Origin of the sequence: Massilia sp. PAMC28688 (assembly GCF_019443445.1) — a bacterium.
In the GTDB taxonomy this organism is placed as follows: domain Bacteria; phylum Pseudomonadota; class Gammaproteobacteria; order Burkholderiales; family Burkholderiaceae_D; genus Telluria_A.
On the sequence record NZ_CP080378.1, the window covers coordinates 4,265,743 to 4,291,475 of the forward strand.

At 64.4% G+C, this 25,733-nt stretch carries 22 protein-coding genes; 8 read left to right on the plus strand and 14 right to left on the minus strand.

What is annotated here, in order from left to right:
- The first annotated feature begins 5 nt into the window (after positions 1–5).
- Positions 6–2,696: a nitrate reductase gene (locus KY495_RS19030; protein ID WP_219880907.1), complete on the plus strand. Its 2,691-nt coding sequence runs from the start codon at positions 6–8 to the stop codon at positions 2,694–2,696.
- 10 nt (positions 2,697–2,706) lie between these two features.
- On the opposite strand, the gene KY495_RS19035 is transcribed toward KY495_RS19030, so the two are convergent.
- Positions 2,707–3,042 carry a zinc ribbon domain-containing protein YjdM gene (locus KY495_RS19035; RefSeq protein WP_219880908.1) on the minus strand — a complete coding sequence of 112 codons (336 nt, stop codon included), beginning with the start codon at positions 3,040–3,042 and terminating at the stop codon, positions 2,707–2,709.
- 107 nt (positions 3,043–3,149) lie between these two features.
- Here KY495_RS19035 and KY495_RS19040 point away from each other — a divergent pair, with 107 nt between their 5' ends.
- Positions 3,150–3,482: a hypothetical protein gene (locus KY495_RS19040; protein WP_219880909.1), complete on the plus strand. Its 333-nt coding sequence runs from the start codon at positions 3,150–3,152 to the stop codon at positions 3,480–3,482.
- 261 nt (positions 3,483–3,743) lie between these two features.
- Here KY495_RS19040 and KY495_RS19045 read toward each other — a convergent pair whose 3' ends face one another.
- Genes KY495_RS19045 through KY495_RS19055 form a run of 3 tightly spaced genes read right to left on the minus strand, consistent with a single transcriptional unit; the run spans position 3,744 to position 6,095 of the window.
- The gene (locus KY495_RS19045) at positions 3,744–5,147 is read right to left on the minus strand and encodes an erythromycin esterase family protein (protein ID WP_229518369.1); all 1,404 of its coding nucleotides are present in this window, start codon (positions 5,145–5,147) and stop codon (positions 3,744–3,746) included.
- The gene (locus KY495_RS19050) at positions 5,087–5,356 is read right to left on the minus strand and encodes a hypothetical protein (RefSeq protein ID WP_219880910.1); all 270 of its coding nucleotides are present in this window, start codon (positions 5,354–5,356) and stop codon (positions 5,087–5,089) included. The genes KY495_RS19045 and KY495_RS19050 overlap by 61 nt, the downstream gene beginning before the upstream one ends.
- 31 nt (positions 5,357–5,387) lie before the next feature.
- Entirely contained in the window at positions 5,388–6,095 is a 708-nt protein-coding gene (locus tag KY495_RS19055) for a phosphoribosyltransferase (RefSeq protein ID WP_229518370.1), read from the minus strand.
- A gap of 367 nt (positions 6,096–6,462) precedes the next feature.
- On the opposite strand from KY495_RS19055, the gene KY495_RS19060 reads away from it, so the two are divergent.
- Positions 6,463–7,041, plus strand: a complete 579-nt coding sequence (locus KY495_RS19060) for an HdeD family acid-resistance protein (RefSeq protein ID WP_219880911.1) — start codon at positions 6,463–6,465, stop codon at positions 7,039–7,041.
- Between the two features lie 7 nt (positions 7,042–7,048).
- On the opposite strand, the gene fghA is transcribed toward KY495_RS19060, so the two are convergent.
- From fghA to KY495_RS19085, 5 genes are all read right to left on the minus strand, one after another.
- On the minus strand, positions 7,049–7,888 hold the full coding sequence (fghA, locus tag KY495_RS19065; protein WP_219880912.1) for an S-formylglutathione hydrolase: 840 nt from the start codon (positions 7,886–7,888) through the stop codon (positions 7,049–7,051).
- Positions 7,889–8,076: 188 nt separating this feature from the next.
- Positions 8,077–8,637, minus strand: a complete 561-nt coding sequence (locus KY495_RS19070) for a DUF1353 domain-containing protein (protein ID WP_219880913.1) — start codon at positions 8,635–8,637, stop codon at positions 8,077–8,079.
- A 40-nt stretch (positions 8,638–8,677) separates the two neighbouring features.
- The gene (locus KY495_RS19075; RefSeq protein ID WP_219880914.1) at positions 8,678–9,256 is read right to left on the minus strand and encodes a chromate transporter; all 579 of its coding nucleotides are present in this window, start codon (positions 9,254–9,256) and stop codon (positions 8,678–8,680) included.
- Entirely contained in the window at positions 9,253–9,831 is a 579-nt protein-coding gene (locus tag KY495_RS19080) for a chromate transporter (RefSeq protein ID WP_219880915.1), read from the minus strand. Before KY495_RS19080 ends, KY495_RS19075 begins: the two co-directional genes overlap by 4 nt.
- 43 nt (positions 9,832–9,874) lie before the next feature.
- Positions 9,875–10,051: a hypothetical protein gene (locus tag KY495_RS19085; protein ID WP_219880916.1), complete on the minus strand. Its 177-nt coding sequence runs from the start codon at positions 10,049–10,051 to the stop codon at positions 9,875–9,877.
- 227 nt (positions 10,052–10,278) lie between these two features.
- Here KY495_RS19085 and KY495_RS19090 point away from each other — a divergent pair, with 227 nt between their 5' ends.
- Positions 10,279–10,518, plus strand: a complete 240-nt coding sequence (locus tag KY495_RS19090) for a hypothetical protein (RefSeq protein ID WP_219884413.1) — start codon at positions 10,279–10,281, stop codon at positions 10,516–10,518.
- A gap of 495 nt (positions 10,519–11,013) precedes the next feature.
- Entirely contained in the window at positions 11,014–13,107 is a 2,094-nt protein-coding gene (locus KY495_RS19095; RefSeq protein ID WP_219880917.1) for an ATP-dependent helicase, read from the plus strand.
- Positions 13,108–13,118: 11 nt separating this feature from the next.
- Here KY495_RS19095 and KY495_RS19100 read toward each other — a convergent pair whose 3' ends face one another.
- Positions 13,119–14,015: a PAS domain-containing protein gene (locus KY495_RS19100; protein ID WP_219880918.1), complete on the minus strand. Its 897-nt coding sequence runs from the start codon at positions 14,013–14,015 to the stop codon at positions 13,119–13,121.
- Between the two features lie 280 nt (positions 14,016–14,295).
- Positions 14,296–14,904, minus strand: coding sequence for a phosphohydrolase (locus KY495_RS19105; protein ID WP_219880919.1), 609 nt, complete (start codon positions 14,902–14,904; stop codon positions 14,296–14,298).
- A 191-nt stretch (positions 14,905–15,095) separates the two neighbouring features.
- On the opposite strand from KY495_RS19105, the gene glpD reads away from it, so the two are divergent.
- Positions 15,096–16,616 carry a glycerol-3-phosphate dehydrogenase gene (gene glpD / locus KY495_RS19110; protein WP_219880920.1) on the plus strand — a complete coding sequence of 507 codons (1,521 nt, stop codon included), beginning with the start codon at positions 15,096–15,098 and terminating at the stop codon, positions 16,614–16,616.
- On the opposite strand, the gene KY495_RS19115 is transcribed toward glpD, so the two are convergent.
- Positions 16,594–17,271 carry a YceI family protein gene (locus KY495_RS19115; RefSeq protein WP_219880921.1) on the minus strand — a complete coding sequence of 226 codons (678 nt, stop codon included), beginning with the start codon at positions 17,269–17,271 and terminating at the stop codon, positions 16,594–16,596. The genes glpD and KY495_RS19115 overlap by 23 nt on opposite strands.
- 147 nt (positions 17,272–17,418) lie before the next feature.
- On the opposite strand from KY495_RS19115, the gene KY495_RS19120 reads away from it, so the two are divergent.
- Both KY495_RS19120 and KY495_RS19125 read left to right on the plus strand, forming a co-directional pair.
- Entirely contained in the window at positions 17,419–18,132 is a 714-nt protein-coding gene (locus KY495_RS19120) for a glutathione S-transferase family protein (protein ID WP_219880922.1), read from the plus strand.
- Positions 18,129–18,755 carry a glutathione S-transferase family protein gene (locus KY495_RS19125; protein WP_219880923.1) on the plus strand — a complete coding sequence of 209 codons (627 nt, stop codon included), beginning with the start codon at positions 18,129–18,131 and terminating at the stop codon, positions 18,753–18,755. Before KY495_RS19120 ends, KY495_RS19125 begins: the two co-directional genes overlap by 4 nt.
- A gap of 28 nt (positions 18,756–18,783) precedes the next feature.
- Here KY495_RS19125 and KY495_RS19130 read toward each other — a convergent pair whose 3' ends face one another.
- Both KY495_RS19130 and KY495_RS19135 read right to left on the minus strand, forming a co-directional pair.
- On the minus strand, positions 18,784–23,694 hold the full coding sequence (locus KY495_RS19130; protein ID WP_219880924.1) for a response regulator: 4,911 nt from the start codon (positions 23,692–23,694) through the stop codon (positions 18,784–18,786).
- Positions 23,691–25,568 (minus strand): bifunctional diguanylate cyclase/phosphodiesterase, encoded by a 1,878-nt coding sequence (locus tag KY495_RS19135; RefSeq protein WP_219880925.1) that lies wholly within the window; start codon positions 25,566–25,568, stop codon positions 23,691–23,693. The genes KY495_RS19130 and KY495_RS19135 overlap by 4 nt, the downstream gene beginning before the upstream one ends.
- Between the last annotated feature and the right edge of the window lie 165 nt (positions 25,569–25,733).

Below are 25,733 nucleotides of genomic sequence, written 5' to 3' on the forward strand. Positions count from 1 at the left end.
AAAACATGAACCTGGCCCCGATTCCCATGGCTGTGCGCAGCACCTGTCCTTATTGCGGCGTTGGCTGCGGTGTGACGGCTACCCCGATGCCGGACGGCGCCATTGCCATTGCGGGCGACAGCAGCCATATGGCCAACCGCGGCCGCCTGTGCGTCAAGGGTGCGGCCCTGGGCGAGACGCTGGGGACGTATGGGCGGCTGCTGCAGCCGCGCGTGCGGGGCGAGGACGGCATGCGGCAGGTGGACTGGGACGAGGCGATCGGGCGAGTGGCGACCGGTTTTGCCGAGATCATTGCCGAACACGGGCCGGACGCGGTGGCGCTGTACGTATCCGGCCAGCTGCTGACGGAAGACTACTACGTGGCCAACAAGTTCATGAAGGGCTACGTGGGCAGCGCCAACATCGACACCAACTCGCGCCTGTGCATGTCGTCCAGCGTGGCAGGGCACAAGCGCGCCTTTGGCGGCGACCTGGTGCCGGGATGCTATGACGATTTTGACGAGGCTGACATGATCGTGCTGGTGGGGGCCAACAGCGCATGGTGCCATCCCATCCTGTTCCAGCGCATCGCGCGGCTCAAGGAGACGCGTCCCGAGGTGAAGATCGTGGTAGTGGACCCGCGCCGCACGGCCACCTGCGAAATCGCGGACCTGCATTTGCCGGTCAAGCCGGGCACCGACGTATGGCTGTTCAATGGGCTGCTCAGCTACCTGGCGCGCAGCAGCGCCTGCGACGACCTGTTCCTGGCGCAGCACACCAATGGCGCGGCCGAGGCGATCAAGGCGGCCGATGTCGAACTGCTGGAAGTGGCCAGGCAGTGCCGGCTCGATGCCCATGGCCTGCTTCAGTTCTACCGCCTGTTCGAGGCCACGGCCAGGGTGGTGACGGCGTTTTCGCAGGGCGTGAACCAGTCGTCGGCCGGCACCGACAAGGTCAACAGCATCATCAACTGCCACCTCATCACGGGGCGCATCGGCAAACCCGGCATGGGTCCCTTCTCGCTGACCGGGCAACCCAACGCCATGGGCGGGCGTGAAGTGGGCGGGCTGGCCAACATGCTGGCGGCGCACATGGAGTTGGCCAATCCGTCGCACCGGGACCTGGTGCAGCAGTTCTGGGACTCGCCACGCATGGCCAGCAAGCCAGGCCTGAAAGCGGTGGATCTGTTCCAGGCCATTGAAGAAGGCAAGGTCAAGGCAGTGTGGATCATCGCGACCAATCCCATGGTGAGTCTGCCGGACGCAAACCAGGTCCAGCGGGCGCTGGAAAAATGCGAGCTGGTGGTGGTGTCGGACATCGTGGCCAATACCGATACGAGCGCCTTTGCCGACGTGCTGCTGCCGGCACTGGGCTGGGGTGAAAAGGACGGGACGGTCACCAATTCGGAGCGCTGCATCTCGCGCCAGCGCGCATTCATGCCGGCGCCGGGGCAGGCGCGCGCCGACTGGCGCATCGTGTGCGATGTGGCGCGGCGCATGGGCTTTGCGGGATTCGATTTCGCGTTCGTGCACGAAGTGTTCGACGAACATGCGCGCCTGTCAGGCCATCGCAATGAAGAGGGCAGCAAACGGGTATTCAACCTGGCCGGTCTGGCGGGCATGGATGGGCGCCAGTATGACCAGCTCGAACCTGTACAGTGGCCGGTGCTGGCCGGGGGCGCGGGGACGGCGCGCCTGTTCGGCGACGGCCGCTTCGCCCATGCCGACGGCAAGGCCTGCCTGATTGCCACGGTGCCGCGCGGGCCGCACAACGCGGTAACGCCCGAGTTTCCCTTGGCGCTGAACACGGGGCGGGTGCGCGATCAGTGGCATACCATGACGCGCACCGGGCGCGCACCGCGGCTGGCCGACCATACGGCCGAATCATTCATCGACATGCATCCCCAGGACGCGCTGCGCTATGGCGTGCGCGAAGGGGAGCTGGCCCGCGTGTCGAGCCAGTGGGGCGCGATGGTGGCGCGGGTACGCCATGGTGGCGGCATCGCGCGCGGGGCCATCTTTGTCCCGATCCACTGGAACGGCCAGACGGCCTCGGATGCGCGCGTGGGCACCCTGGTCAATCCGGTGGTCGATCCGGTGTCGGGCGAGCCGGAATTCAAGCACACGCCGGTGAAGGTCGAGCGTTTCGGGGTCACCTGGCATGCGTTCGTGCTCAGCCGGTCGGAACTGGCGCTGGACGGCGTGGCGCACTGGACGCGGGTGCAAGGGCGCGGCTTTGTGCGCTATGAAATGGCGGGGCGCGGGGCGCTGGCAGATGCCGGCGCCTGGGCACGCCAATTGCTGGGCGTGACCGATCCGGACGCCGACTGGGTGGATTACCAGGATCGCAGCGATGGCGTGTACCGGGCGGTCCATGTGGTCGGCGAGCGCATCGAACAGTGCATCTTCCTGTCGCCGCGGCCTGACTTGCCCGGCCGCGCCTGGCTGGCGCAACTGTTTTCGGGTGCCGAACTGACCCAGGCCGAGCGTGCCGGCATGTTGTCGGGCCGGGCAGCCGGGCTGCGCGCCGACGCCGGTCCCACCGTGTGTTCCTGTTTCGGCGTGGGCCGCACGACGATTTGCGAGGCCATTGTGGCCAATGACTTGACGACGGTGGCCCAGGTGACGGCCTGCGTCAAGGCAGGCGGCAACTGCGGCTCTTGTGTGCCGGAAATCAAGGTCATCCTGCTGGAAACCCGGCATAAAGAGACCGCCTAGCGAAACGGCGCTAGGCTTTTTTGACGAATTGCGTCTTCAGGCTCATGGCGCCGAAACCATCAATCTTGCAGTCAATATCGTGGTCGCCGTCAACGAGCCGGATGTTTTTGACCTTGGTACCCATCTTGACGGTGCCGCCGCCGCCTTTCAGTTTGAGATCCTTGATCACGGTGACGGTATCACCATCTTGCAGCAGCGTGCCGGAGGCGTCGCGGTAAACCCTGGCCTGGTCGGCTACGGCCGCCTGCGCCTGCCATTCATGGCCACATTCCGGGCATACAAAATTGCTTCCGTCCTCGTAAGTCAGGCTCGACTGGCATTGCGGACAGGGGGGCAGGGCGCTCATGGGGTATCCTTTTACTAAACGGCCAGTATACCGCCCCGTGCGGGTTTCCTTGCATTGCCGCGGCTGGACAGCGCTGGTGCGCCAGCCACCACAGAAAAGGAGTGACCATGCAAAACGCCATCGTGAAAATCTTTGATGTGTACGACCACGCGCAGCAGGCGCGCAACGCCCTCTTGTCGGACGGGTTCCAGGCAGAAGACGTCACGCTGAGCATTGCCAATGACGAGGCGGGTCCCGTCATCGGCAATTTTACTGTCGGAAATAGCCCGACTGAAAGTGCCGGACATACCTATGACAGCAACTACGCCGATGTCAATCAGCCGGGCCAGTGCGTGGTAACGGTGGAAGTGGATGACACCATGCGTGCTTCGCGCGCCGAAATGATCCTGGCGCGCTTCGGTGCGCGCGATGCCGATCCCTTTGCCCAGCCGATGCACTAGGATTTGGCCCGCGTGAATTGGCGGCCTGCGCTGGCGCCGGGTCGCTTCTGTCGCAATGAGCGTTGGGCGATGCCGGCGTTGGGCGATGGAAGCATCGCGCGAAGCAAGCACCGCACGATGCAAGCGCCGGTCGATGCAAGCGCTGCACGATGAAAGCGTTGCTACTTGCAAGCCGTGCGCGATGCAGGTTGCGCGATGTTCGCTTGCGGTCGCCGGTCATCCACGAGCCAACCGCGCGCGTGGAACTGCCAAGCTGGCGCATTAGAAGCCCTCGGGATAGGTCTCCGGTATATCGGCACTGACATCCGGCGTGGCAGGCAAGGGCGTCAGGGCGGTGGTGTGGTCGATTTGGATTACGGCGTCAAACTGGTCATGCATGCAGGCATCGAAGTAGTGACTGGCGCGCTCCGTTTCTGGCCTGTAAATCACGCCGATGGCTCGTTGCAGACGCCGCCGTTGTAACATTTTCGTAGCCGCGCTGCCACAGGTCAGCGGCAGGAAGTAATTACCTTCTTTCGCCTCATGCAAGAGGGCTTCATAACTGCCCGGCAGGGCCGGCACGATATCCTTGCGCTGCGCGGGTCCGTCCCATTGCGACGCAGCCATGACCTGGCCGTCGTAGGTGGAAAAGCCAATCAGGCGCGCCTGGCCGGGATAGCGCTCCCGTACCAGCTGTCCCAGGTTCCATTCACCGAGCTCGCCCATGTGCGTGGCTCGCGCATCGCCCAGGTGCGAGTTGTGCGCCCATACCACAATTCGGGCGGGTTGGCCCGTGACGGACGCCAGGTGCTGTGCCAGGTCGTCGAGCGTATCGGCCATGTGCTTGTCGCGCAGGTTCCAGGACGACACGCGGCCCCGGAACATGGTCCGGTAATATTCTTCGGCATTCTTGATCAGCCGGGCGTTTTGCTTGGCATCGAAAAATGCATCCTGAGCGTCCTTCCCCCGGCCGGCATAGGTTTCCTGTCGCCGCATCAGCTTGTTGAGCATGGTCCGCACCGCATCCTGGCAGGAGGCGCTCAGACCCAGGCCGGCAGCATAGCCGTAAGCCTGGGTATCCGAGCCGTGCTGGTCGAAACAGGCAAAATACGCGCGGGCGTCGTGGGCGGCTATGGGGTCAACCTGTTGCAGATAGTCCAGCACTTCGCCCATGGATGCATGGAGACTGTACAGGTCGAGTCCATAGACGCCGGCCTGGGCGTGCCAGGGGCGCCCGGCATTGTAGTGGCGCAGCCATTCGACACACTTGAGCACGGCGCTGTTGCGCCACATCCATTGCGGAAAGCGCTGAAAGCCGGCCAGGGCAGCGGCCGCGCTCGCGTCATCGGACTGGCCGCGCACAAAGCGGTTCACCCGGTATGCATCCGGCCAGTCGGCCTCGACAGCGACCGCGTGAAAGCCTTTTTCTGCGATGAGGCGGGCACTGATGCGCGCCCGTTCCGCATAAAACTCTTCCGTGCCATGGGTCGCTTCTCCCAGCAGGACAAAGCGGGCCTCGCCGATCAGATCAAGCAGGCCATCATAGTCGCTGTCGGCACCCGTGATCGGGCTGGCCGCGGCGGCGATGGCATTGCGGGATTCCTGGTCAGTCACGCCGAACATGATCAGTGGGGGAAGGTGTGGCGGACCGCCTGGCCTGGCCGCGATGGCGGGTGGCGCAGCCATTTAGCCAGCTGCTTCATGTGGCCCAGGTCATCTTCAAGCTGATGACGCGAATTCCCTTGCCACAGGCAGGCAAGCGCATGACAGTGCGTGCGGGCGGGCAAGCTGCCGGACACGCGTACCATCACCTTGGTACCGTTGCGAAAGGGCGCAGGTTCGCCACGCCACGCCACTTTCTGCAAGCCCTTATTGCTGTCATGTGCCTGTTCCATCAAGCGCCCCTCGCTGTGTACGGCTGGTGTTTCAGGCCGCCTGGCCCTGATCCTGATGCCGCCAGGCCTGCTCAAGCAGCCGGGCAACCTCCTCATCGCTGGTCTGATCGAAGCGCTGATACCACTGTCCCACGGCGCGAAAGCGCGGCGGTTGCAGGGGACACACGAGCGCGTCTGCCTCGCGCGCCAGCGCGGCGCAGGTGTCAGGTGCCCCTACGGGCGCCGCAAGGATGAGCCTGGCGGGATGGCCCGCCCGCGCGACCTCGCATGCCGCGCGCATGCTGGAACCGGTGGCAATGCCGTCGTCGACCAGAATGACCGTGCGTCCGGCCAGCTGCGGCGGTGGGCGCTGGCCACGGTACAGGCGTTCGCGCCTGTGCAGCTCGTGGAGTGCCGCCGCACACAGGGCGTCAAGACGCTCGGGCGGGATCTGGCGGTCATTGATGATGTCGCGCTGCAAGACCCTGACCCCGTCGCTGCCGATGGCGCCGATCGCGTATTCCTCGTGCCCCGGCATGCCCACTTTGCGCACCACCATGATGTCGAGCGGCAGCTTCAGTTCGCTGGCGACGGCAAAGGCCACAGGCACGCCCCCGCGCGGCAAGGCCAGCACAAGGGCGTCAGGCCCCGGCGTGATGGCACGCAGGGCGCGTGCGAGCTGGCGGCCGGCGTGGGCGCGATGCTTGTAAGGCGTGGTCCCGCCCATGGATGCACGGGGGGCGGAGTGAGGTAATTGCATGAGTCCCTCACTCAATGGCACATGGCGCGGCCACGCCGACATGCCTGCTGGACAGGGTGAGAGTGGGAATGCCGCCGGGCACTAGTGGGGCAAAGTGGCCGGACGACGCCGCAACAGCGCGGGAACAAGGGCCCGCCGGCGCCGAACAATACCGCTGAATGATGTTCATGAGTGCCTCGCTTGCGATGTTATCAAACCCGGAAAAGCGCTTGCGCACTTCCCTTTATAAACGCGGTGCCGCGTGATTTCAAGCGGCGCACGCTTCACGGGGCCTGGTCCTGCCCGCACTTTGAGCGCGCGCAGGGCAGCCATGCAAGCGCGGGAACTTTGACCTTGCCCGTGGCTCTGATGCTGTGGGAGGAATGCCATGAGCGAAACAGTCTTGCGTCACTGGTGGCTGCTGGCACTGCGTGGAGCCATTGCAATCGTGTTCGGGGTGCTGGCCATTGCCTGGCCTGCCATAACCCTGCTTACCCTGGCCACGCTGTTCGCCGCGTTCGCCCTGCTGGCCGGCGCCGTCTGGACCTTTGGCGCCGTGGCCAATAGAGCTGAGGACCGGCGCTGGTGGGTGATGCTGGTGCTGGGACTGTTCAGCATGGGTGCAGGCGTCCTGGCGGCGCTGGACCCGGCCCTGACCACATTGGCGCTGGTGCTGGTCATGGGCGCCAATGCGCTGGTGTCGGGCGTGATTGACATCGTGGTGGCGGTGCGGGTGCGCCGCTTCCTCAAGGGCGAGTGGCTGCTCGCGCTCAGCGGCATTGTCGCCATCGTGTTCGGCGTCGTGGTCCTGTTGTTTCCTGCCGGCGCAGGTGCCCTGGCGCTGGCCGTCATGACCGGGTTCTACGCCTTGATCACAGGGGTGCTGCTGATGGTGCTGGCCTGGCAGGTGCGTGCCTGGTCACGCCTGAGCGGTGGGCGCAGCAGCCCGCCGGCGGGCGCAGCCTGAAATTTTCTCAACCGAGGCGGTCGCGGTGAAATTGCAGGTGGTCGTCAATGAAGCTGTTGATGAAGTAATAGCCATGATCGTACGCATCATGGCGGCGCAGTGTCAACGCCTGGCCAGCCTGCTCGCACGCCTGTTCAAAGCGTTCCGGGTGGAGTTGCTCGGCCAGGAACTTGTCGGACAATCCCTGGTCAATCAGGATGCCCTCGGGGAAAGGATTGGCGCTGGCAGCCATGAGGGCGGTCGCGTCGTAGCGGGACCACGCAGCCTGGTCGGCGCCCAGGTAGCCGGTAAAGGCCTTGATGCCCCACGGGCAGTGCGAGGGCGCCGCAATGGGGGCAAAGGCCGACACCGAGCGAAACAGGTCGGGACGGCGCAGGGCATGAACCAGGGCGCCGTGTCCGCCCATGGAATGGCCAAAGACGCCGATGCGCGACGCATCCGCTTTCAGTTCGGCCACGGCCAGGGCGCGCAATTCGAGCAGGTAGCTGTCCATGCGGTAATGCTGACGCCACGGAGTTTCGGTGGCGTCAAGGTAAAAACCGGCACCGACGCCAAAGTCCCAGGCCGCGCTTTCGTTGGCAATCGCGGCGCCGCGTGGACTGGTGTCGGGCGCGATGAGCATCAGGCCCAGCCGCGCTGCCATGCGCTGGGCCCCGGCCTTGGTGGGGAAAGTTTCCTCATTACAGGTCAGACCCGCCAGGTAGAACAGGGTTGGCCGCAAGGCGGCGCCGTTTTCGGGCGGGGTGAACACGGAAAAGCGCATCGGCAAGCCAATGGCGCGCGAGGCATGGCGGTAAAAGCGTTGCGTGCCGCCGTGGCAGGCGTGTTCACTGATCAGTTCAAGCATGAAGGTTCCTTCGGTAACAGGTATCAGGTATCAGGCATCAGGTGCTGAGTATTCAGTGCCGTGCTGTCGTGGTCAGGGCCCGCTGCTGGGGCACGTGGCGCATCAGTATGACGGGCGCCACCTTGCTTGCCAAGGGCCTGCGGCAAGCGTGCGTCTCCCAGCGGTCCGGGCCCGCACCGGCGGCAGCGTCAAGGCGCCGTTTCGCCAAGGCTGGCGCTGACCACCCGTTCGATTTCGTCGAAATCGTTACTGCTTGCCATGAGCTGATGCGCAATGAGCGTATAGCGCGCCCGTACTTCCAGTTCGCGCGGTGTCTGCTGGCCCGGCAGACGGTAAGCGTCGGGCACCTGCCCGACCGGTGCCATGGTGAGCACCTGGGTATGGCTAGACCAGGCCCCGACCCGCACTCCGGCATACAGGAGCTTGGCTTGCAAGGGGGGGCAGCCTCCCGCCAGGCAGGCAAAATAAAACATGGCATCGGCTTCCCGGCGCAGCACGCCTTCCTTGCCAACTGCTGCGTCATGGACCACGGCGGCGCGCCGGTAGCGGCCCGTGTAGGGGCTGCCAACTGACGACCATAGCGTGCGTGGAATGCTGGCGCCATTGACGATGGTTCCCGCGGGAACATCCCAGCGCCGCCCGGCCGGATCGAGATACCAGAAGTCTTCCAGAACCCGCATGTCGCGGTCGTTTCCGTTTTCATCGAGCCATTCGGTCTTGGGATTGCCCGAAAATGTGCCATTGCTCATCGCTCTTCCTCCAGTATGCGTTGCGCCCGCTGTCCGGGCCTTACACGAGCTGCAGCCAGCCCAGCACGGCGCCGGCGGCCAGCACCCACAAGATATGCAGCCGTGTGCGCCAAAGTACAAGCGCACTGATGACTGCCAGCAGCCACAGGGGCCAGTCGTCCATCCGGCCCGCGGCGCTGCCCAGGATCCAGCTGGTGGCGAACATGAGCGCAATGACCACCGGCGCCATACCGAGTTTGAAGGCGCGTACCGCCCGCAGGTCCCGGTTGCGGTGAGCCAAGCGCGCCGCGTTATACGTCAGTATGGTCGATGGCAGCAAGATCCCGCCCATGGTGATGGCCACGCCGAGCACTGCTGCACTGAAGCTTCCGGTATTCATGCCCACGTGCCAGCCCATCAAAGCGACGAACAGCACATTGGGACCAGGCGCGGCTTGGGCGAGGGCAATGGACTCGCTGAACTGGACCTGGCTGAGGTAATGATGTTCCTGCACCAGGAAGCGGTGCATGTCGGGCGACGTGGAAATGGCACCGCCCACGGACAGCAGCGACAGCATCATGAACTGCATGAGCAGGGCCAGCCAGTCGGCACTGCCCAGTACCAGCAAGGGGGCCGTCATGACCGCAGGCGCCGGTAACACAGCACGCAGGCACATGCTCCGGCGATGGGCAGCACATGCAGGAGCGGTACCCGCAGCAGTGCCACCAGGACAAACACCATGAGCGCCAGGGCCACGCACCAGGCCAGCGGCATGGGGTTGCGCGCCAGCGCTGCGGACAGGCGCAAGGCGGAGGCGGCGAACATGCCGGCCGCGGCTGCGGCCATGCCGCGGAACGCACCGGCCACGCCGGGATGGTCGCCGATGCGGGCGTGCAGCAAGGCGAGGCACAGGACGAGCAGCAAAGGCACCAGCAGCATGCCCGCCAGCGCAGCGATGGCGCCGCGCAGGCCGAAATGGCGGCCCCCGATCATCATGGACAGGTTGACGACGTTCGGTCCCGGCATCACCTGTGCCACGGCCCAGTCTTCCAGGAATTCGTCCTGGGTCAGCCATTGCTTGCGCTCGACCAGCTCACGCTGCACGATCGCCACGACCCCGCCAAAACCCTGCAAGGCCAGCAGGGTGAAGGAAATGAACAGCTCGGATGGTGAACGGGGCTGGCGAAGGGCGTTGGCGGTGGCGGGCGCGGTCATGCCCTGATTATGTCCCCGGGCTGGCGCCCTGTAAATGCCGGCCTTAGCCGCCGCCGATGCCCCGCATGACGCGTCCGCTTCCTTCACAGGCGGGGCAGGGCGCGCCACTGGCGAGTGTTCCCTTGCCGCTGCACTGGTCGCAAATATCCTCGGCCGCGCCTGGCGTGCCCGGCGCTGCCTCGTCCCCCGGCTTGAGAGGCGGGTCGCTGTTGATAGCCATGATCTGCTCGCTTCGATGTGATGTAGTGCCTCCTATTGTAGGCAGGCTCCTTGTTCAATGACGTTCGATTCCACCGGGCAAAGACACACACTTTATTCTCACACTGATGGAAACCTGATATTGACTTCGCCGGGTTTTGGGAGATACTCGGAATGCATAAATTTCGTTCCCTTCAGCATGTCCCATGATGTCCCATGATGTCCCATGATGAGTTAAGGAATCGCAATATGACTACTACCCCTCCTGGAAGTCCACTTTGCCCGGGCCGCCCGGCGAGCCAGCCGCGCCGCGATGAGCGCCAGCGCGACATTATCGACCATGCCGTGGCCGTGCAGGCCAGCTGGAACACGGTGGCCGCGATTGAATACCTGAAATCGAACGGGGTGGACCCTTCTCTGATAGAACGCGTGTTGCTCGAGCCCGCGCGCCGCCGCCCCGCACAACACAGGCGTGCCATGCCAGCCTGATGCATCAGCAGATATGGTTCCAGGCCACGCTGTCGCAGGAATGGCGCACGTTCCGAGTCGGCCAGCGAGATTGTTGTCAGTCTTGCATGACATGTATGGCTTTCCGGAACCGTTTCCGCGCCACCTTATGCACAAATTGGACCTGTAGGAAAAATCCTAGAATTTTTTTCGCGCTGCCGTCTTGACTTTGCAAGTCACTGATTTTAAACGACAAAAAATCTGCCTTCAGAACGGGCATTTTGTTGAAACCCGCATCAATGCTGGCTTCCTCGCTGTCAAGGGGCGCTTATCCACAAAGATATCCACAGCGAATGTGGATATCGCAAAAACTCCTTACAAATCGGCCACTTAGCGCCGAAATTGTAATGCTCTTGCAATAAATGGGGTGTACATACGCGCTGCCAAAGCGATGCTTGTCTGCGCGCCTGGTCTTATTATCCTTGCTTTGTACTACTGTGTAAATGTACAGTTGTATTATTTTTCGAGTGTACCTGCATGCCTGACGCCGCCGCCATCTTGTCCGACCCAGCCGACCCCTTCGCCAGCCTCAATAACGAGCAGCGCGCCGCGGTCGACCACGATATCGACGTGGCGGCTGATCAGTCGCGCCCCTTGCTGGTCATTGCAGGGGCCGGCTCCGGCAAGACCAGTACCCTGGCCCACCGTGTCGCGCGCCTGATCATGCGTGGCGCCGATCCCCAGCGTATTTTGCTGCTCACGTTTTCGCGCCGGGCGGCCACCGAGATGGGTAACCGCGCCGGCGCCGTACTGCAGCGCGTGTTTGCGCTGAACGCGGGCCAGGCGCCGGCCAGCCTGCCGTGGGCCGGCACCTTCCACAGCATCGGGGCGCGGCTGTTGCGCGAGTACGCGGGCCGGATCGGCCTGGAGTCCTCGTTCACCATCCATGACCGCGGCGATTCCGAGGACCTGATGGGGATGGTGCGCCACGAAATCGGCCTGACCCAGACCCAGAAGCGCTTTCCTCTCAAGGGCACCTGCCTGTCCATCTATTCGCGGGTCGTCAACAGCCAGGAGCCGCTGGGCCTGGTCCTGCAAAGCACTTTCCCCTGGTGCGCCGAATGGGAGCAGGAACTCAAGACCCTGTTTGGCGCCTACGTCGACGCCAAGCAGGAACAGAACGTCCTCGATTATGACGACTTGCTGCTGTTCTGGTCGGAGATGGCGGCAGACCCCGCACTGGGACCGGAAATTGGCGCCTTGTTCGACCATGTACTGGTGGATGAATACCAGGACACCAACCGCCTGCAGGCGGCCATCATTACCGGCATGAAGCCGGACGGGCAGGGTGTGATGGTGGTCGGTGACGACGCCCAGTCGATCTATTCCTTCCGGGGCGCCACCGTGAGGAATATCCTCGACTTCCCGTCCCAGTTCAGCCGGCAGGCCCGCATCGTGACGCTGGAGCGCAATTACCGCTCCACCCAGCCGATCCTGGATGCATCCAATGCCCTTATTGCGGCGGCGCTGGAGCGCCACGCCAAAACGCTGTGGACCGACAAGGTATCGAGCGCCAGGCCACAGCTGGTGCTCATTCCCGACGAAGCCGAACAGGCACGCTGGGTGTGCAGCCGCGTCCTCGAACAGCGGGAAGCCGGGATGGCGCTGACGTCGCAGGCGGTCCTGTTTCGCGCCGCCAGTCACAGCGCGGCGCTGGAGCTGGAACTGATGCGGCGTAATGTCCCCTTCGTCAAATTCGGTGGCCTGAAATTTCTGGAAGCGTCCCACATCAAGGACGTGCTGGCGGTGCTGCGTTTTGCGCAGAATCCGAGCGGGCGCCTGGCCGGCTTCCGCGTGGCCCAGCTGATCCCCGGGATCGGCGCGGCCACCGCCACCCGCCTGCTTGACGCGGTGGGCGCAGCGGCAGAACCGGTCCGCGCGGTCGAAGAGTTTGCCGCGCCGCCCAAAAGCGCGGGCGACTGGAATGCCTTTGTGGCCCTGTACAAGGCCCTGCGTGCACCGGGCTTGCGCTGGCCGGCAGACATCGAACTGGTCAAACACTGGTATCTGCCGCACCTGGAACGCATGCACGATGATGCGGCGGTGCGCTGCGCCGATGTGGAACAGCTCTCGCGCCTGGCCGGCGGGCACGGATCGCGCGAAAGCTTCCTGGCCGAGATCACGCTCGACCCGCCCGAGGCAACCAGCGACCGCGCTGGTCCGCCCCGTCTCGATGAAGACTACCTCATCCTGTCGACCATCCACTCGGCCAAGGGCCAGGAATGGAAATCGGTGCATGTGCTCAATGTGGTGGACGGCTGCATCCCGTCCGACATGGCCACGGGGAACGCGGCCGACATCGAGGAAGAACGGCGCCTGCTGTATGTGGCCATGACGCGCGCGCGCGAACAGCTGCATCTGGTGGTGCCCAACCGCTTTTTCATCAAGCAGCAGGCCCAGATGGGCGACCGCCACGTGTATGCCGCCCGCACCCGCTTCATCACGCCGCTCATGCTCAAGCACTACGAAGAGTGCGTGTGGTCAAACGCCCAGACTGCGGTGACGAAGAAGCCCATGCCCGACAGCGTACGCATGCTGGTGCGGGACCGGGCCCGCAGTGCATGGAAGTGACAGCTTCGGCGTCAAGCCGGATCGAGGCGCGTGGCCACGGCCACGTACTGGTAAGGCACGCCGTCGGCATCCTTGAAGGCGAGCGCCGCGCAGCGAAGGGTCAGGGGGGCGCCGTCGGGAGTGGTGGTGCGGATGTCGCCGGCCCAACCCGAATCGCGCGCGAGGGCGTCGGTAATGGCGCGCGCCAGCGGGGCCGGGAAGACCCCCGGATGCAGCACGTGGAGGTCGCGCCCCAGCAACTGCGCGCGGTCGCGCTGCGCCAGGCGGCAGGTATAGTCGTTGGCGTCGATGATGCGGCCCTGTGCGTCGAGGGTCAGCACCAGGGCGTGCTGCTCCAGCACGGCCTGCAGCTTTTGCACGCGCGCCAGTTCCTCGCGCAGGCTGCGGCGCTGGGTGGCCGCCGCCTTGAGCGTGGCGTACGCGCGCAGCGACGAGATCACGGTGGTAAACAGCTTGCGCGTGGTCAGGTCGGCCTTGCACCAGAAATCATTGATGTCGTAGTCGACAATGATGCTGTGCTCCAGCGCCTGTCCGGGCTGGCCGGTGCGCAGCACGATGCGCACCAGGTCGTTGCCAAGTTCGCCGCGGATCTGGCGCGCCACGCGCAGTCCGGCGTCGGGCGACTCCATGATCACGTCCAGCAAGACCATCGCGATGTCATCCGTGCCCTGGAGAATGGCAAGGGCCTCCGCGCCGCTGTAGGCGTGCAGAAAGCTCAGGCGCCGTCCCTGGAAATGGGTATTGCTGAGCGCGAACTTGGTGACGACGTGGACATCGACGTCATCGTCGACGATCAGGATACGCCAGGGGGGCGGTTCCGGCTCCCCGCCTTCAGCCCCGTTGAGGGGATCGTCGTCCTGGATGACCAGGTCGCCATGGGCGCTGTCGTCTGCGGGGTTGGTGGGCATGGGTCAACACTATGACACCGCAGCCGCTTTGTCAAAGAAAAAACGACTTATCCCCCGTTTTTCAGTCTTGTAGGAATTTGCCTAAGGTCATGTTGAGCAAGCTCAAGGCCTCAAGTTAAGTCATTGATTTTATTGCGCAAAATTTTTGCCTGCGGAATGTGCATTTTGTCGAAACCCGCTTCAATACTGGGCTTGCGGCTTGTCAAGAGGGGCTTATCCACACTGTTATCCACAATTTATGTGGATATCGGAAAAAACCCAGCAGAATCCGGCACTTAGCTCAGACGGGGACGGTATGACCATGCTGCTGGCCGCTGACCCGTACCAGGCGCTTGAATTCGCGTAAATACGCTTGCTTGGCGTCGTCAGGACCCATGACAACAATTTTTTGGGGCATGGGGCGAACATCGTCAAGATAGCTCCAGCGCTCCGTGGAGTGCGGCATGAGGTCGCGCTTTTCGGTCGCCAGTGCGATGAGGTCGGCCCGCTTGATGGGCGCATAATCGGAAAAATCGACAGCGAAGGTAGTTGCGATGATTGCCGTAACCGCCTCTTCAATGGCGGCAAAAGCCGGCAGCAAGACCTTGAGCGGCTTGACCATGTCGCCCAGATAGGCTTCCGCCGCGTCGTGCAGCAGCGCGGCCAGCCGGAGGTCGGTTGGCACGAGGGAGGCGACAATCAGGCTGTGCTGCGCTACCGAATAGAACTGCTGGGTTTGTCCGTTGAAGCGGCACTGGTAAGCTAGGCCATGGGCAATGTCTTCAATGGCGACCTGATCGATGCGCGGCTCGAGCGGATAGAAGCGGTTGCCCAGAAACGTGGATACATAGGGCGTGGTCACACCGGCGTGGGACGGCGGGAACACGGACGGTGGCAAGGGCTTCTGCATGATCAATGTAGGCTGATACTGTACATGCATACAGTGTAGTCGAATTTGCCGGCCGTGTCACCTGCTCGTCCATTTCCGCGCGCCAAGGGCGCAGGGCCATGCGTGCGCAGGAGGGCCCGCAATCTTTGCGGTAGAACTAGTGCCGCGCCGAAATAGTTGGGACAAGTCAGGTTTTAGGTCACAATCGACCCATGAACAGAATCGACTGTGACGTGCTGGTAGTGGGGGGCGGCATCAACGGGGCCGGCATTGCCCGTGATGCTGCCGGGCGCGGGTTGTCGGTGGTCCTGTGCGAAAAGGATGATCTGGCCTCGCACACGTCATCGGCGTCGAGCAAGCTGATTCATGGCGGCTTGCGCTACCTGGAACATTATCAGTTCGCCCTGGTGCGCAAGGCCTTGGCCGAACGCGAAGTCCTGCTGCGCAGCGCGCCCCACATCATGCGCCCGCTGCGCTTTGTCATGCCGCACGACCGCGGCCAGCGCCCGGCCTGGATGATCCGTGCCGGCCTGTTTCTCTACGATAGCCTCGCGCGGCGCGAATTTTTGCCCGGCTCCCACGCGGCCAGCCTGCGCAGCCATCCGGCCGGACGCGACCTGAAACCGGCATTTACGCGCGCCTTTGTCTATTCCGACGGCTGGGTGGACGATGCGCGCCTGGTGGTCCTGAACGCGATCGATGCGCGCGAACGCGGCGCCACCATTTTCACCCGCACTGCCTGCACCGGGGTTGAACGCGGTCCCGTGTCGTGGCAGGCCACCCTGGCCCATGCCGGCGCCGGCCAGACGGCCGTCACGGCGCGCTGCCTGGTCAATGCTGCGGGACCATGGGCCGCGCGCTTCCTGGGCAATGCCTTGCCGGCCGCGCCCCACGCCGCCCAGCGCCTGATCAAGGGCAGCCACATCGTGGTGCCACGGCTGTTCGAGCATCCCTATGCCTATATTTTCCAGCACCCGGACGGGCGCATCGTCTTTGCCATTCCCTATGAAGGCGCGTTCACGCTGGTCGGCACCACCGATCTTGACTATACGGGAGACCTTGACCAGGTCGCCATCAGCACCGAGGAAGTCGCCTACCTGTGCCAGCTGGCCAACCGCTATTTCGCCCGACCCATTGCGCCGGCCGACGTGGTGTGGTCGTATTCAGGCGTGCGGCCGCTGGTGCACGACCCGGCCGCCAGCGCGGCCGCTGCCACCCGCGACTACCGGCTGGCGCTCGATACCGGAGGCGCACCCCTCCTGAGCGTTTTTGGCGGCAAGATCACCACCTACCGCAAGCTGGCCGAGCAGGCCCTGGCCCGCATCGCGCCGCTGCTGGACAACGCGGCACCGGCCTGGACCGCCCATGCATGCCTGCCGGGCGGCGACCTGTTTGGCGAGCGCCCCACCAAGCGTGGCATCCTCGAATTTGAGGCCTGGGCGCAGCAGCTGGCGTGGTCCTGGCCATGGCTGCCGGCGGCGCTGGCGGCCCGCTTTGCGCGCGCCTATGGCACCCGCACGGCGTGCCTGCTCGCAGGCTGCGCGGGCATGGGCGACTTGGGCAGGCAGATCGTGCCCGGCCTGTACGAGGCTGAGGCGCGCTACCTGATGAAGCATGAGTGGGCCCGCACCGGGGCCGACATCCTGTGGCGCCGCACCAAGCTTGGGCTGCATGCGGGGGCCGGCAGCGAAGCCCAGCTCGACGCCTGGATCAGCGCACTGCCACCAGCGTGAACGCCAGCGCCATGCGGTCCTGCACCGTGATGGCGCCACCCATGACGGACATGGGGGTGATGTCGAAATCAGTCTGCAGCAGCGACAGTTCGCCAATGGCGGTGATGGTATCGGCCGACTGCTCCAGCTTGAGCGGCACGTCCATGGTGCGCGTCACGCCATGCAGGGTCACGTTCAGGCGCACTGCCTGTTCACCAATGCGCTGGGCATGCAGCAGGACCTGGGGAAAGCGCTCGGCATCGAGCACCCGCCCCAGCATGTTGCCGCGCGTACCTGCGATGGCTTCGGCCGAAGGCTGGGTATCGAGGCCGGCCGCCGCGCGCAGGGCCGCTTCGTCCACCGTCAGCTGGTCCAGCCGGAACTGGAAGTCGGCGCGCCCCGCCTGTGGCGCCACCAGGCCGGTAACGGTGCGGCTGGCAATCACGTGGTCGTGTCCCAGGCGCGCCAGGGCGCCGCCGCGGCGCACCGTGATGACAATGATCGAACGCGCCGGGTCGATGCGGTAAATATGCTGCCCCTTGCGCGCGGCATCCTGGTACCACGCGGCGCTGGCTGCGGCGGCCACCGGGAGCGCCGGCATGGCAGTCGGCGGCAAGGGCCTGGCGGAACAGGCGGCGAGCAGCAATGCGGGCAGCAGCAGGTGGAGTGGTCTCATGACCGTATTGTGGCACGGCGCGCGGGCGGCAGGCGCCTGCCTGCATGTGTTCAATCGTGCAAAGGCGGTCAATCATGGCCGCTTCGGCAACCTCGCCCAAATGGCGCTATGATCTCTGGTGCACGACTTGAACCGGAAAGGATTGCCATGATCGATTTGTACTCGGCCGCGACGCCGAACGGCCACAAAGTGTCGATAGCGCTGGAAGAACTGGCGCTGCCCTATGAACTGCATACGCTCGACCTGCACGCGAACACCCAAAAGGAACCGTGGTTCCTGGCCCTTAACCCGAACGGCCGCATTCCGGCCATTGTCGACCGGGCCGAAGACAATTTCGCCGTCTTTGAATCGGGCGCCATTCTCGTCTACCTGGCCGAAAAGACCGGCCAGCTCATGCCCGCCGGCGCCAAGGGCCGCTCGCGCGTGATGCAGTGGCTGATGTTCCAGATGGGCGGGGTCGGACCGATGATGGGGCAGGCCAATGTCTTCTTCCGCTACTTTCCTGAAAAGATCCAGCCGGCGATCGACCGCTATCAGGGCGAGAGCCGGCGCCTGTTCACGGTCCTGGACGGCCACCTCAAGGACCATGAATACCTGGCCGGCGACTATTCGATTGCCGACATTGCCAACTGGGCCTGGGTGCGCACCCACAGCTGGTCCGGCGTGGCCGTGGACGACCTGCCGCACCTGAAGCGCTGGCTCAATGCCATTCGCGCCCGTCCGGCCGTCCAGAAGGGCATCCTGATGCCGGCCTCGGAGCGCGACCTGGAAAAAATGAGCGGCGAAGATGCCGAGAAATTCGCGGCCAGCGTGCGCGGCCTGGTTGAAACGGGCCGCACCACCAGCAAGGAGAATGCATGAAACTGTACGTCAGCGGCTTTGCCCCCAACCCGCGCCGGGTGGCCATGTTCATTGCCGAGAAAGGCATCACCGGGATCGACAGCGTCACGCTCGACCTCATGACGGGTGAGCATCGCAGCGATCAATTCCGCGCCAAGAACCCGATGGCGCGCACGCCGGCGCTGGAACTGGACGACGGCCGCGTGCTGTCCGAATCGCGCGCCATCTGCACCTACCTGGAAGGCTTGCATCCGCAGCCGAACCTGATGGGCGAGGGGGCGGAAGAGCGTGCCTTCATCGAGATGGCCGACCGGCGCGCCGAGATGCACCTGCTGCTGGCTATTGCCAACTGCGCGCGCCACACGCATCCGGCGCTGGCGGTGCTCGAGCAGCCGCAATTTCCCGACTTTGCCGCAGCCCAGGCGGTCAAGCTGCGCGAACATGCAGCCTGGCTCGATCAGATGCTCAGCAAGCAGGCGTTCATGGCCGGCGAGCGCTTCACGATTGCCGACATCACCGCCTTCTGCGCGCTGGAATTTGCGCGCGGGATGCTGAAGTACAAGCCGGGCAGCGAAGGGCTGGCCAACCTGCAGGCCTGGCGCGACCGCATCGCCGAACGGCCGTCGGCGTCGGTCAGCAAGTAGGCACGCGCCGCCGGCGGCGCGCTGCCGGTCAGCGGTGCAGCCAGACCCGCATCAGCGACAGCAGCTGCGCCACATCCACCGGCTTGGTGATGTAGTCCGAGGCGCCTGCGGCAATGCACTTGTCGCGGTCCCCCTTCATTGCCTTGGCGGTGAGGGTGATGATGGGCAGGGAGCGGAACCTGGGGATACGGCGAATCGCGCGCATGGTGTCGTAGCCATCCATCTCGGGCATCATGATGTCCATCAGGACGATCTCGATGCTCGGGTCCTTTTCCAGCACTTCAATTCCGTCGCGCCCGTTTTCCGCAAACGAGACCTGCATCTGCTGGCGTTCGAGGAGCGACGACAGGGCAAAGATATTGCGCAGGTCGTCGTCCACGATCAGGACCTTGCGCCCGTCCAGGCCGCCATCGGCGGCGTGGATTTCTTCCAGCATGCGGCGCTGCTGCTCGGGCAGGGAAGCCTGGGAGCGGTGCAGGAACAGGGCCGTTTCGTCGAGCAGGCGTTCCGGTGAGCGTGCATCCTTGACCACGATGGTCTTGGCATAGCGCTTGAGCTTTGTCACTTCCTTGCGCGTCAGTTCCTGGGCGGTGTAGATCACGATCGGCAAGTCGCGCAGGGAGCTGTCCCTGCCGATGATATCGAGCAGATCGAAGCCGCTGATATCGGGCAGCGTCAGGTCCAGCACCATGCAGTCGAAATGCGCGCTCTTGAGCGCATCGAGCGCCTGCTGCCCGGTTTCCACCGCCATGATGTGCAGATCGCTGTCGCCAATGAGCGAGACGATCGCATCGCGCTGCATCTTCTCGTCATCTACCACCAGCAGGCTGCGCTTGCCGCCCATCAGGAACTTCTGGATGCGGGTGAATTCTTCTTCCAGCATCTCGCGCGAGACGGGCTTGTTGATGTACGAGATCGCGCCCTGGCGCAGCGCGCGTTCGCGTTCGCGCAGGCTGGACATGACATGCACCGGGATGTGGCGCGTGCCGGGATCGCGCTTGAGGCGTTCGAGGACGGTGAAGCCGTCGATGTCGGGCAGGTCGATGTCCAGGATGATGGCCGAAGGCAGATAGTCTCGCGCCAGCGACAGGGCCGAGTCGCCCTTGCTGGTGACAATCGTCTTGAAGTGCTTTTCACGGGCGAAGTCAACCAGCGCCATGGCAAAGCGTTCGTCATCCTCGACCAGCAGCACCGACGGGTCGCCCGGGGCGATCAGGCCGCGGTCGTCCTGCACCGGGGAATACTGGATCAGCTGCTGCTCGTCTTCCCCGGCGTCGCCGGCCGACAAGTCCTGGCTCAGCGACTGGGGGGCGCTGGTATAGATCACCTGTGCCGGCGGAGCCGGTGGCGCCAGGCGCGCAACCTGGGGCTGGCGGCCCTGTTCATAGTTGATGAAGCCGGCGCGGTTATAGGGCAGGAACAGGGTGAAGGTCGAACCGCTGTTGACGGTTGACTCGACCCGGATTTCGCCGCCCAGCAGGCGCGCCAGCTCGCGCGAGATGGACAGGCCAAGGCCGGTGCCGCCATACTTGCGGGCGGTGGAGCCGTCGGCCTGCTGGAAGGCTTCGAAAATGAGCTGCAGCTTGTCGGCGGCAATGCCCACGCCAGTATCGCGCACGGCAAAGGCCAGCACTGCATCGGCATGCACCAGGTTGGGATGATCCGACGTCCAGCCGCTGGTGACGAGGGAAATCTCGAGCGCCACCTGGCCGTGGCTGGTGAACTTGAAGGCGTTCGAGAGCAGGTTTTTCAGCACCTGCTGCAAGCGCGTGGTGTCGGTCATGACAGCGGTGGGCAGCGAGTCGGCCAGTTCCACCGTAAATCCAAGGTGCTTGGCTTCGGCCATGTGGCGGAAGGTGCGATCGACGTAATTGCGCAGGTTGGCGAAGCGGTACTCCGACACGTCCAGCGTCACGGTGCCCGATTCGATCTTGGACAGGTCCAGGATATCGTTGATGAGGGTCAGCAGGTCGGAGCCGGAACCGTGAATCGTCTTGGCGAATTCCACCTGCTTGCCCGACAGGTTGCCTTCCGGGTTGTCCGACAGCTGCTGCGCCAGAATCAGCAGAGAGTTGAGCGGCGTGCGCAGCTCGTGCGACATGTTGGCCAGGAATTCGGACTTGTACTTCGACGACAGGGCCAGCTGCGTGGCCTTTTCTTCCAGCGCCAGTTTGGCCTGTTCCACCTCGCGGTTCTTGCGCTCGACCTCGATGTTCTGTTCCGACAGCAGGCGCGCTTTTTCGGCCAGCTCCTGGTTGGTCTGCTGCAGTTCCTGCGCCAGCGACTGCGACTGGGTGAGCAGGGACTCGGTGCGGCTGTTCGCTTCGATGGTGTTGAGCACCACGCCGATCGACTCCATCAACTGGTCGAGGAAGGAGAGGTGGGTTTCGGTAAAGCGGTCGAGCGAGGCGATTTCGATCACCGCCTTGACCTGCTGCTCGAACAGGATCGGCAGCACCACGATGTTGGTGGGCGGCGCCGCGCCCAGCCCGGACGAGACCACGATGTAATCGCGCGGGACATCGGTGAGCCAGATGCGGGTCTTCTCCAGCGCGCACTGGCCCACCAGGCCTTCGCCCGGCAGGAAGGACGTGGCCAGCTTGCGGCTGGAACGGTAACCGTAGCTGGCAATCATGCGCAGGCGTGCGTCCATCTCCTGCGAGTCCATCATGTAGAACACGCCGTGGTGGGCAGATACCAGCGGCGCCAGCTCCGACAGGATCAGGCGCGTGACGGCCTGCAGGTCGCGCTGGCCCTGCAGCAATCGGGTAAAGCGCGCCAGATTGGTCTTGAGCCAGTCCTGCTGCGCATTCTTTTGTGTAGTCTCCTTGAGGTTGCGGATCATTTCATTGATGTTGTCCTTGAGGTAGGACACTTCGCCCCGCGCTTCCACCTGGATCGAGCGAGACAGGTCGCCGCGCGTGACGGCGGTTGCCACTTCGGCGATCGCGCGCACCTGGTTGGTGAGGTTGGCCGCCAGCTGGTTGACGTTCTCGGTCAGGTCCTTCCAGGTGCCGGCCACGCCCGACACGTTGGCCTGGCCGCCAAGCTTGCCCTCGGTACCCACTTCGCGCGCCACGCGCGTGACTTCCGAGGCAAACGACGAGAGCTGGTCCACCATCACGTTGATGGTGTCCTTCAGTTCCAGGATTTCCCCCTTGACGTCCACCGTGATCTTCTTGGACAGGTCGCCGCGCGCCACCGCCGTCGTCACCGCGGCGATATTGCGCACCTGGCCGGTCAGGTTGGAGGCCATGAAGTTGACGTTGTCGGTCAAATCCTTCCAGGTGCCGCCCACGCCCGGGACATAGGCCTGGCCACCGAGCTTGCCCTCGGTGCCGACCTCGCGCGCCACGCGCGTGACTTCCGATGCGAACGAGGACAGCTGGTCCACCATGACGTTGATGGTGTTCTTCAGCTCCAGGATCTCGCCCTTGACGTCGACCGTGATCTTCTTCGACAGGTCGCCGTTGGCTACCGCCGTGGTCACGTCGGCGATGTTGCGCACCTGGCCAGTGAGGTTGCCGGCCATGGAGTTCACGCCATCGGTCAGGTCTTTCCAGGTGCCGGCCACACCGGGCACGTTGGCCTGGCCACCGAGCTTGCCTTCGGTACCAACTTCGCGCGCCACGCGCGTGACTTCGGATGCGAAGGAATTGAGCTGGTCCACCATGACGTTGATCGTGTTTTTCAGTTCCAGGATCTCGCCCTTGACGTCCACCGTGATTTTCTTGGACAGGTCGCCATTGGCCACGGCCGTGGTCACGTCGGCGATGTTGCGCACCTGGCCGGTCAGGTTGCCGGCCATGGAGTTGACGGAGTCGGTCAGGTCCTTCCAGGTGCCGGCCACGCCCTTGACCTGGGCCTGCCCGCCAAGCTTGCCCTCGGTGCCCACCTCGCGCGCCACGCGGGTGACTTCCGATGCGAACGACGAGAGCTGGTCGACCATGACGTTGATGGTGTTTTTCAGTTCCAGGATCTCGCCCTTGACGTCCACCGTGATCTTCTTGGACAGGTCGCCATTGGCCACGGCGGTGGTCACGGCGGCGATGTTGCGCACCTGGCCGGTCAGGTTGGACGCCATGAAGTTGACGTTGTCGGTCAGGTCCTTCCAGGTGCCGCCCACGCCCGGCACGTAGGCCTGCCCGCCCAGCTTTCCTTCGGTGCCCACTTCGCGTGCCACGCGCGTGACCTCCGAGGCAAAGGAGCGCAGCTGGTCGACCATGACGTTGATGGTGTCCTTGAGCTGCAGGATTTCGCCGCGCACGTCCACCGTGATCTTCTTGGACAGGTCGCCATTGGCAACGGCGGTGGTCACCTCCGCGATGTTGCGCACCTGGGACGTCAGGTTGCCGGCCATCGAGTTGACCGAGTCGGTCAGGTCCTTCCAGGTGCCGGCCACCCCCTTGACCTGGGCCTGGCCGCCGAGCTTGCCCTCGGTGCCCACCTCGCGCGCCACCCGCGTCACCTCTGACGAGAAGGACGAGAGCTGCTCGACCATGGTGTTGGCACTGGTGGCTGCCCGCAGGTATTGCCCCTTGAGGGGATGGCCGTCCACTTCCAGCGCCATGGTCTGCGACAGGTCGCCCTTGGCCACGGCACCAATCACGCGCGCCATTTCCGTAGTCGGGCGCACCAGGTCATCGATCAGGGTATTGACGGAGCTGATGATGGTGGCCCAGCCACCGACCACCCCGGGGACATTGGCGCGCTGGGTCAGGCGCCCCTCGCGCCCGACCACGCGCGAGACGTCAGTGATGGCCCCCACCATCTTTTCCTTGGTCTCGATGATGTCATTGAGCGTGTCCGCGATCTTGCCCGAGATGCCGGTCAGGTCAGAGGGCATGCGCGCCGTGAAGTCGCCCTTTTTCAGCGCCATGAGGGTGGCGAGCAGCATTTTGGGATCAAGTTCGTCTGCCAGTTCAATCATGTGGTTCATCGGCGTGGTCCTCGTTGTCTTGGGTTTTTTGGTGGCGCGGCGGCTTGGCCGGCAGCGGCCCCCGGCAAGCGGCTTTCCATGGCGGCGGCGGGCATGGGCTGGCCCAGCAGCTCGCCCTGGAACTGGTCGCAGCCAAGGGAGGCGAGCATGGTGAGCTGGCGCTCGTGCCGCACGCCCTGTGCCAGCACCCGCATGCCCAGGGCGCGGCCAAGATGGATGATGGCGGCCACCATGTCGGCGCCGCCCTCGGTATCGATGGCGTCCACAAAGGCGGCGTCAATCTTGAGAATGTCCAGTGCCAGCGCCCTGAGCGTGGTGAGGGAGGCACCCGCGTTGCCGAAGTTGTGGACCGCCAGGCGTACCCCGGCCTCACGCAGCTGGTCCAGCACCGGGGCCGCGTCGGCGCACTTGACCAGGAGCCGCTCCGGGATGTCGAGCTCCAGCCAGCCCGGCGCCAGCGCGCACTGCGCCATCCGGGATCTGACCAGCGGTGCCAGGTCGGCGGTCAGCGTCATGACCGGCAGCTCCACCGCCAGGCGCAGGCCATCGAGCTGGTGCCCGGCCGCCTGCCAGTGCGAAAACCGGGCGCAGGCAGCGGCAATGGTCCAGCTGCACACCTGGTCGAGCAGGGCGCGGTCCGAGATCCCGGGTAGAAATTCGGTGGCGCCGATGCGGCCCAGGCGCGGGTGATGCCAGTACAGCAGTGCCTCGATGCCGCACAGGGTACGCTCGGGCAGGGTGGCGCGCGGCTGGAACAGCAGTTCGAGCTGGCCGCCGGCCAGGGCCGTCTGCAGCTCGGCCACCCAGCGCGCCCGTTCGGTTTCGCGGGCGTTGAGCTCTTCGCGAAAGAATTCGATGCTGCCGCGCCGGTTTTGCTTGGCGTGGTACATGGCAGTGTCGGCGTTTTTCATCAGCTGCGCGGCGCTGGCCGCGTCCTGCGGGTACAGGCCGATGCCGATGCTGGTCGAGGTATGCACGCGGTGGCCGAGGATGTCGAAATGGCGCCGGTGCGCTTGGTCGATCTTGCGTGCCACGCGCGCGGCGTTGGCCGAGGCGCCGGCACCGGGGAGCATGACCACGAATTCATCGCCGCCCAGGCGCGCCACCACATCGGACTGACGCACGGCGCCCAGCAGGCGCGCGGCCACCTGGCGCAGCAGCTCGTCGCCCACTTCGTGGCCCAGGGTGTCGTTGATCGACTTGAACTTGTCCAGGTCCAGGAACAGCAGGGCGAACTCGCTGCCGCTGCGGTCGGCCGTGGCCACGGCATGCTCGAGCTGCTGGATCAGGGAGCGGCGATTGACCAGGCCAGTCAAGGCATCGCGGATCGACAGTGCATGGGCGCGCTCCTCGGCGCTTTTGCGTTCGGCCACTTCCAGTTCAAGCTCGTGGTTGATGCGTTCGAGGTCCTGCACCCGCTGCACCCGCAGGTCCTGGTTCAGGCGCGCCAGCTCCTCGCTCTTGGCCTGCAGTTCGAGGGCGCGCCTGGTCAGTTCCACGAACACGGCAACCTTGGTCTGCAGCACCTGCGCAATCACCGGCGTAAACAGGTAATCGGCTGCGCCCTTGCCATAGGCTTCGAGCCGGTGCATCTCGTCGGCATAATGGGCCGTGATAAAGATGATGGGCGTGGTACTGCTACGGGGGTGGGAATGGATCGCGGCGGCCGTCTCGAACCCATCCATGCCCGGCATGTTCACATCAAGCAAAATGACGGCAAACTCATGGTTGAGCACATGGCGCAACGCCTGGTGGCCGGAGGTGGCGGTAATGAGTTCGTAATCGGCGGCACCTGCCGCAGCGAGCAGCAAGGTTTTGAGGGCAAACAAGCTTGCCGCATCATCATTGACCAGTAGAACTTTCGGAATCTGCACGAGAAGTGGAGCCCTGGAGTGAAAGTGAACTTGCCGATCTCGACACGCACGCGCTTGCCTGGGCGGCGGGCCGGATATCTCGATTGAACAAATGTACTTGATACTGTGCCAGCGATTCACCCAAAAGTGTAGCGCAAAGAATATTTCTGCCACGCACAATTATGA

Excerpts from the sequence above, each read along its gene's own strand:
- KY495_RS19030 (WP_219880907.1), top strand. The coding sequence starts at position 6 with ATGAACCTGGCCCCGATTCCCATGGCTGTGCGCAGCACCTGTCCTTAT.
- KY495_RS19035 (WP_219880908.1), bottom strand. The coding sequence starts at position 3,042 with ATGAGCGCCCTGCCCCCCTGTCCGCAATGCCAGTCGAGCCTGACTTAC.
- KY495_RS19040 (WP_219880909.1), top strand. The coding sequence starts at position 3,150 with ATGCAAAACGCCATCGTGAAAATCTTTGATGTGTACGACCACGCGCAG.
- KY495_RS19045 (WP_229518369.1), bottom strand. The coding sequence starts at position 5,147 with ATGGCTGCGCCACCCGCCATCGCGGCCAGGCCAGGCGGTCCGCCACAC.
- KY495_RS19050 (WP_219880910.1), bottom strand. The coding sequence starts at position 5,356 with ATGGAACAGGCACATGACAGCAATAAGGGCTTGCAGAAAGTGGCGTGG.
- KY495_RS19055 (WP_229518370.1), bottom strand. The coding sequence starts at position 6,095 with ATGCAATTACCTCACTCCGCCCCCCGTGCATCCATGGGCGGGACCACG.
- KY495_RS19060 (WP_219880911.1), top strand. The coding sequence starts at position 6,463 with ATGAGCGAAACAGTCTTGCGTCACTGGTGGCTGCTGGCACTGCGTGGA.
- fghA (WP_219880912.1), bottom strand. The coding sequence starts at position 7,888 with ATGCTTGAACTGATCAGTGAACACGCCTGCCACGGCGGCACGCAACGC.
- KY495_RS19070 (WP_219880913.1), bottom strand. The coding sequence starts at position 8,637 with ATGAGCAATGGCACATTTTCGGGCAATCCCAAGACCGAATGGCTCGAT.
- KY495_RS19075 (WP_219880914.1), bottom strand. The coding sequence starts at position 9,256 with ATGACGGCCCCCTTGCTGGTACTGGGCAGTGCCGACTGGCTGGCCCTG.
- KY495_RS19080 (WP_219880915.1), bottom strand. The coding sequence starts at position 9,831 with ATGACCGCGCCCGCCACCGCCAACGCCCTTCGCCAGCCCCGTTCACCA.
- KY495_RS19085 (WP_219880916.1), bottom strand. The coding sequence starts at position 10,051 with ATGGCTATCAACAGCGACCCGCCTCTCAAGCCGGGGGACGAGGCAGCG.
- KY495_RS19090 (WP_219884413.1), top strand. The coding sequence starts at position 10,279 with ATGACTACTACCCCTCCTGGAAGTCCACTTTGCCCGGGCCGCCCGGCG.
- KY495_RS19095 (WP_219880917.1), top strand. The coding sequence starts at position 11,014 with ATGCCTGACGCCGCCGCCATCTTGTCCGACCCAGCCGACCCCTTCGCC.
- KY495_RS19100 (WP_219880918.1), bottom strand. The coding sequence starts at position 14,015 with ATGCCCACCAACCCCGCAGACGACAGCGCCCATGGCGACCTGGTCATC.
- KY495_RS19105 (WP_219880919.1), bottom strand. The coding sequence starts at position 14,904 with ATGCAGAAGCCCTTGCCACCGTCCGTGTTCCCGCCGTCCCACGCCGGT.
- glpD (WP_219880920.1), top strand. The coding sequence starts at position 15,096 with ATGAACAGAATCGACTGTGACGTGCTGGTAGTGGGGGGCGGCATCAAC.
- KY495_RS19115 (WP_219880921.1), bottom strand. The coding sequence starts at position 17,271 with ATGAGACCACTCCACCTGCTGCTGCCCGCATTGCTGCTCGCCGCCTGT.
- KY495_RS19120 (WP_219880922.1), top strand. The coding sequence starts at position 17,419 with ATGATCGATTTGTACTCGGCCGCGACGCCGAACGGCCACAAAGTGTCG.
- KY495_RS19125 (WP_219880923.1), top strand. The coding sequence starts at position 18,129 with ATGAAACTGTACGTCAGCGGCTTTGCCCCCAACCCGCGCCGGGTGGCC.
- KY495_RS19130 (WP_219880924.1), bottom strand. The coding sequence starts at position 23,694 with ATGAACCACATGATTGAACTGGCAGACGAACTTGATCCCAAAATGCTG.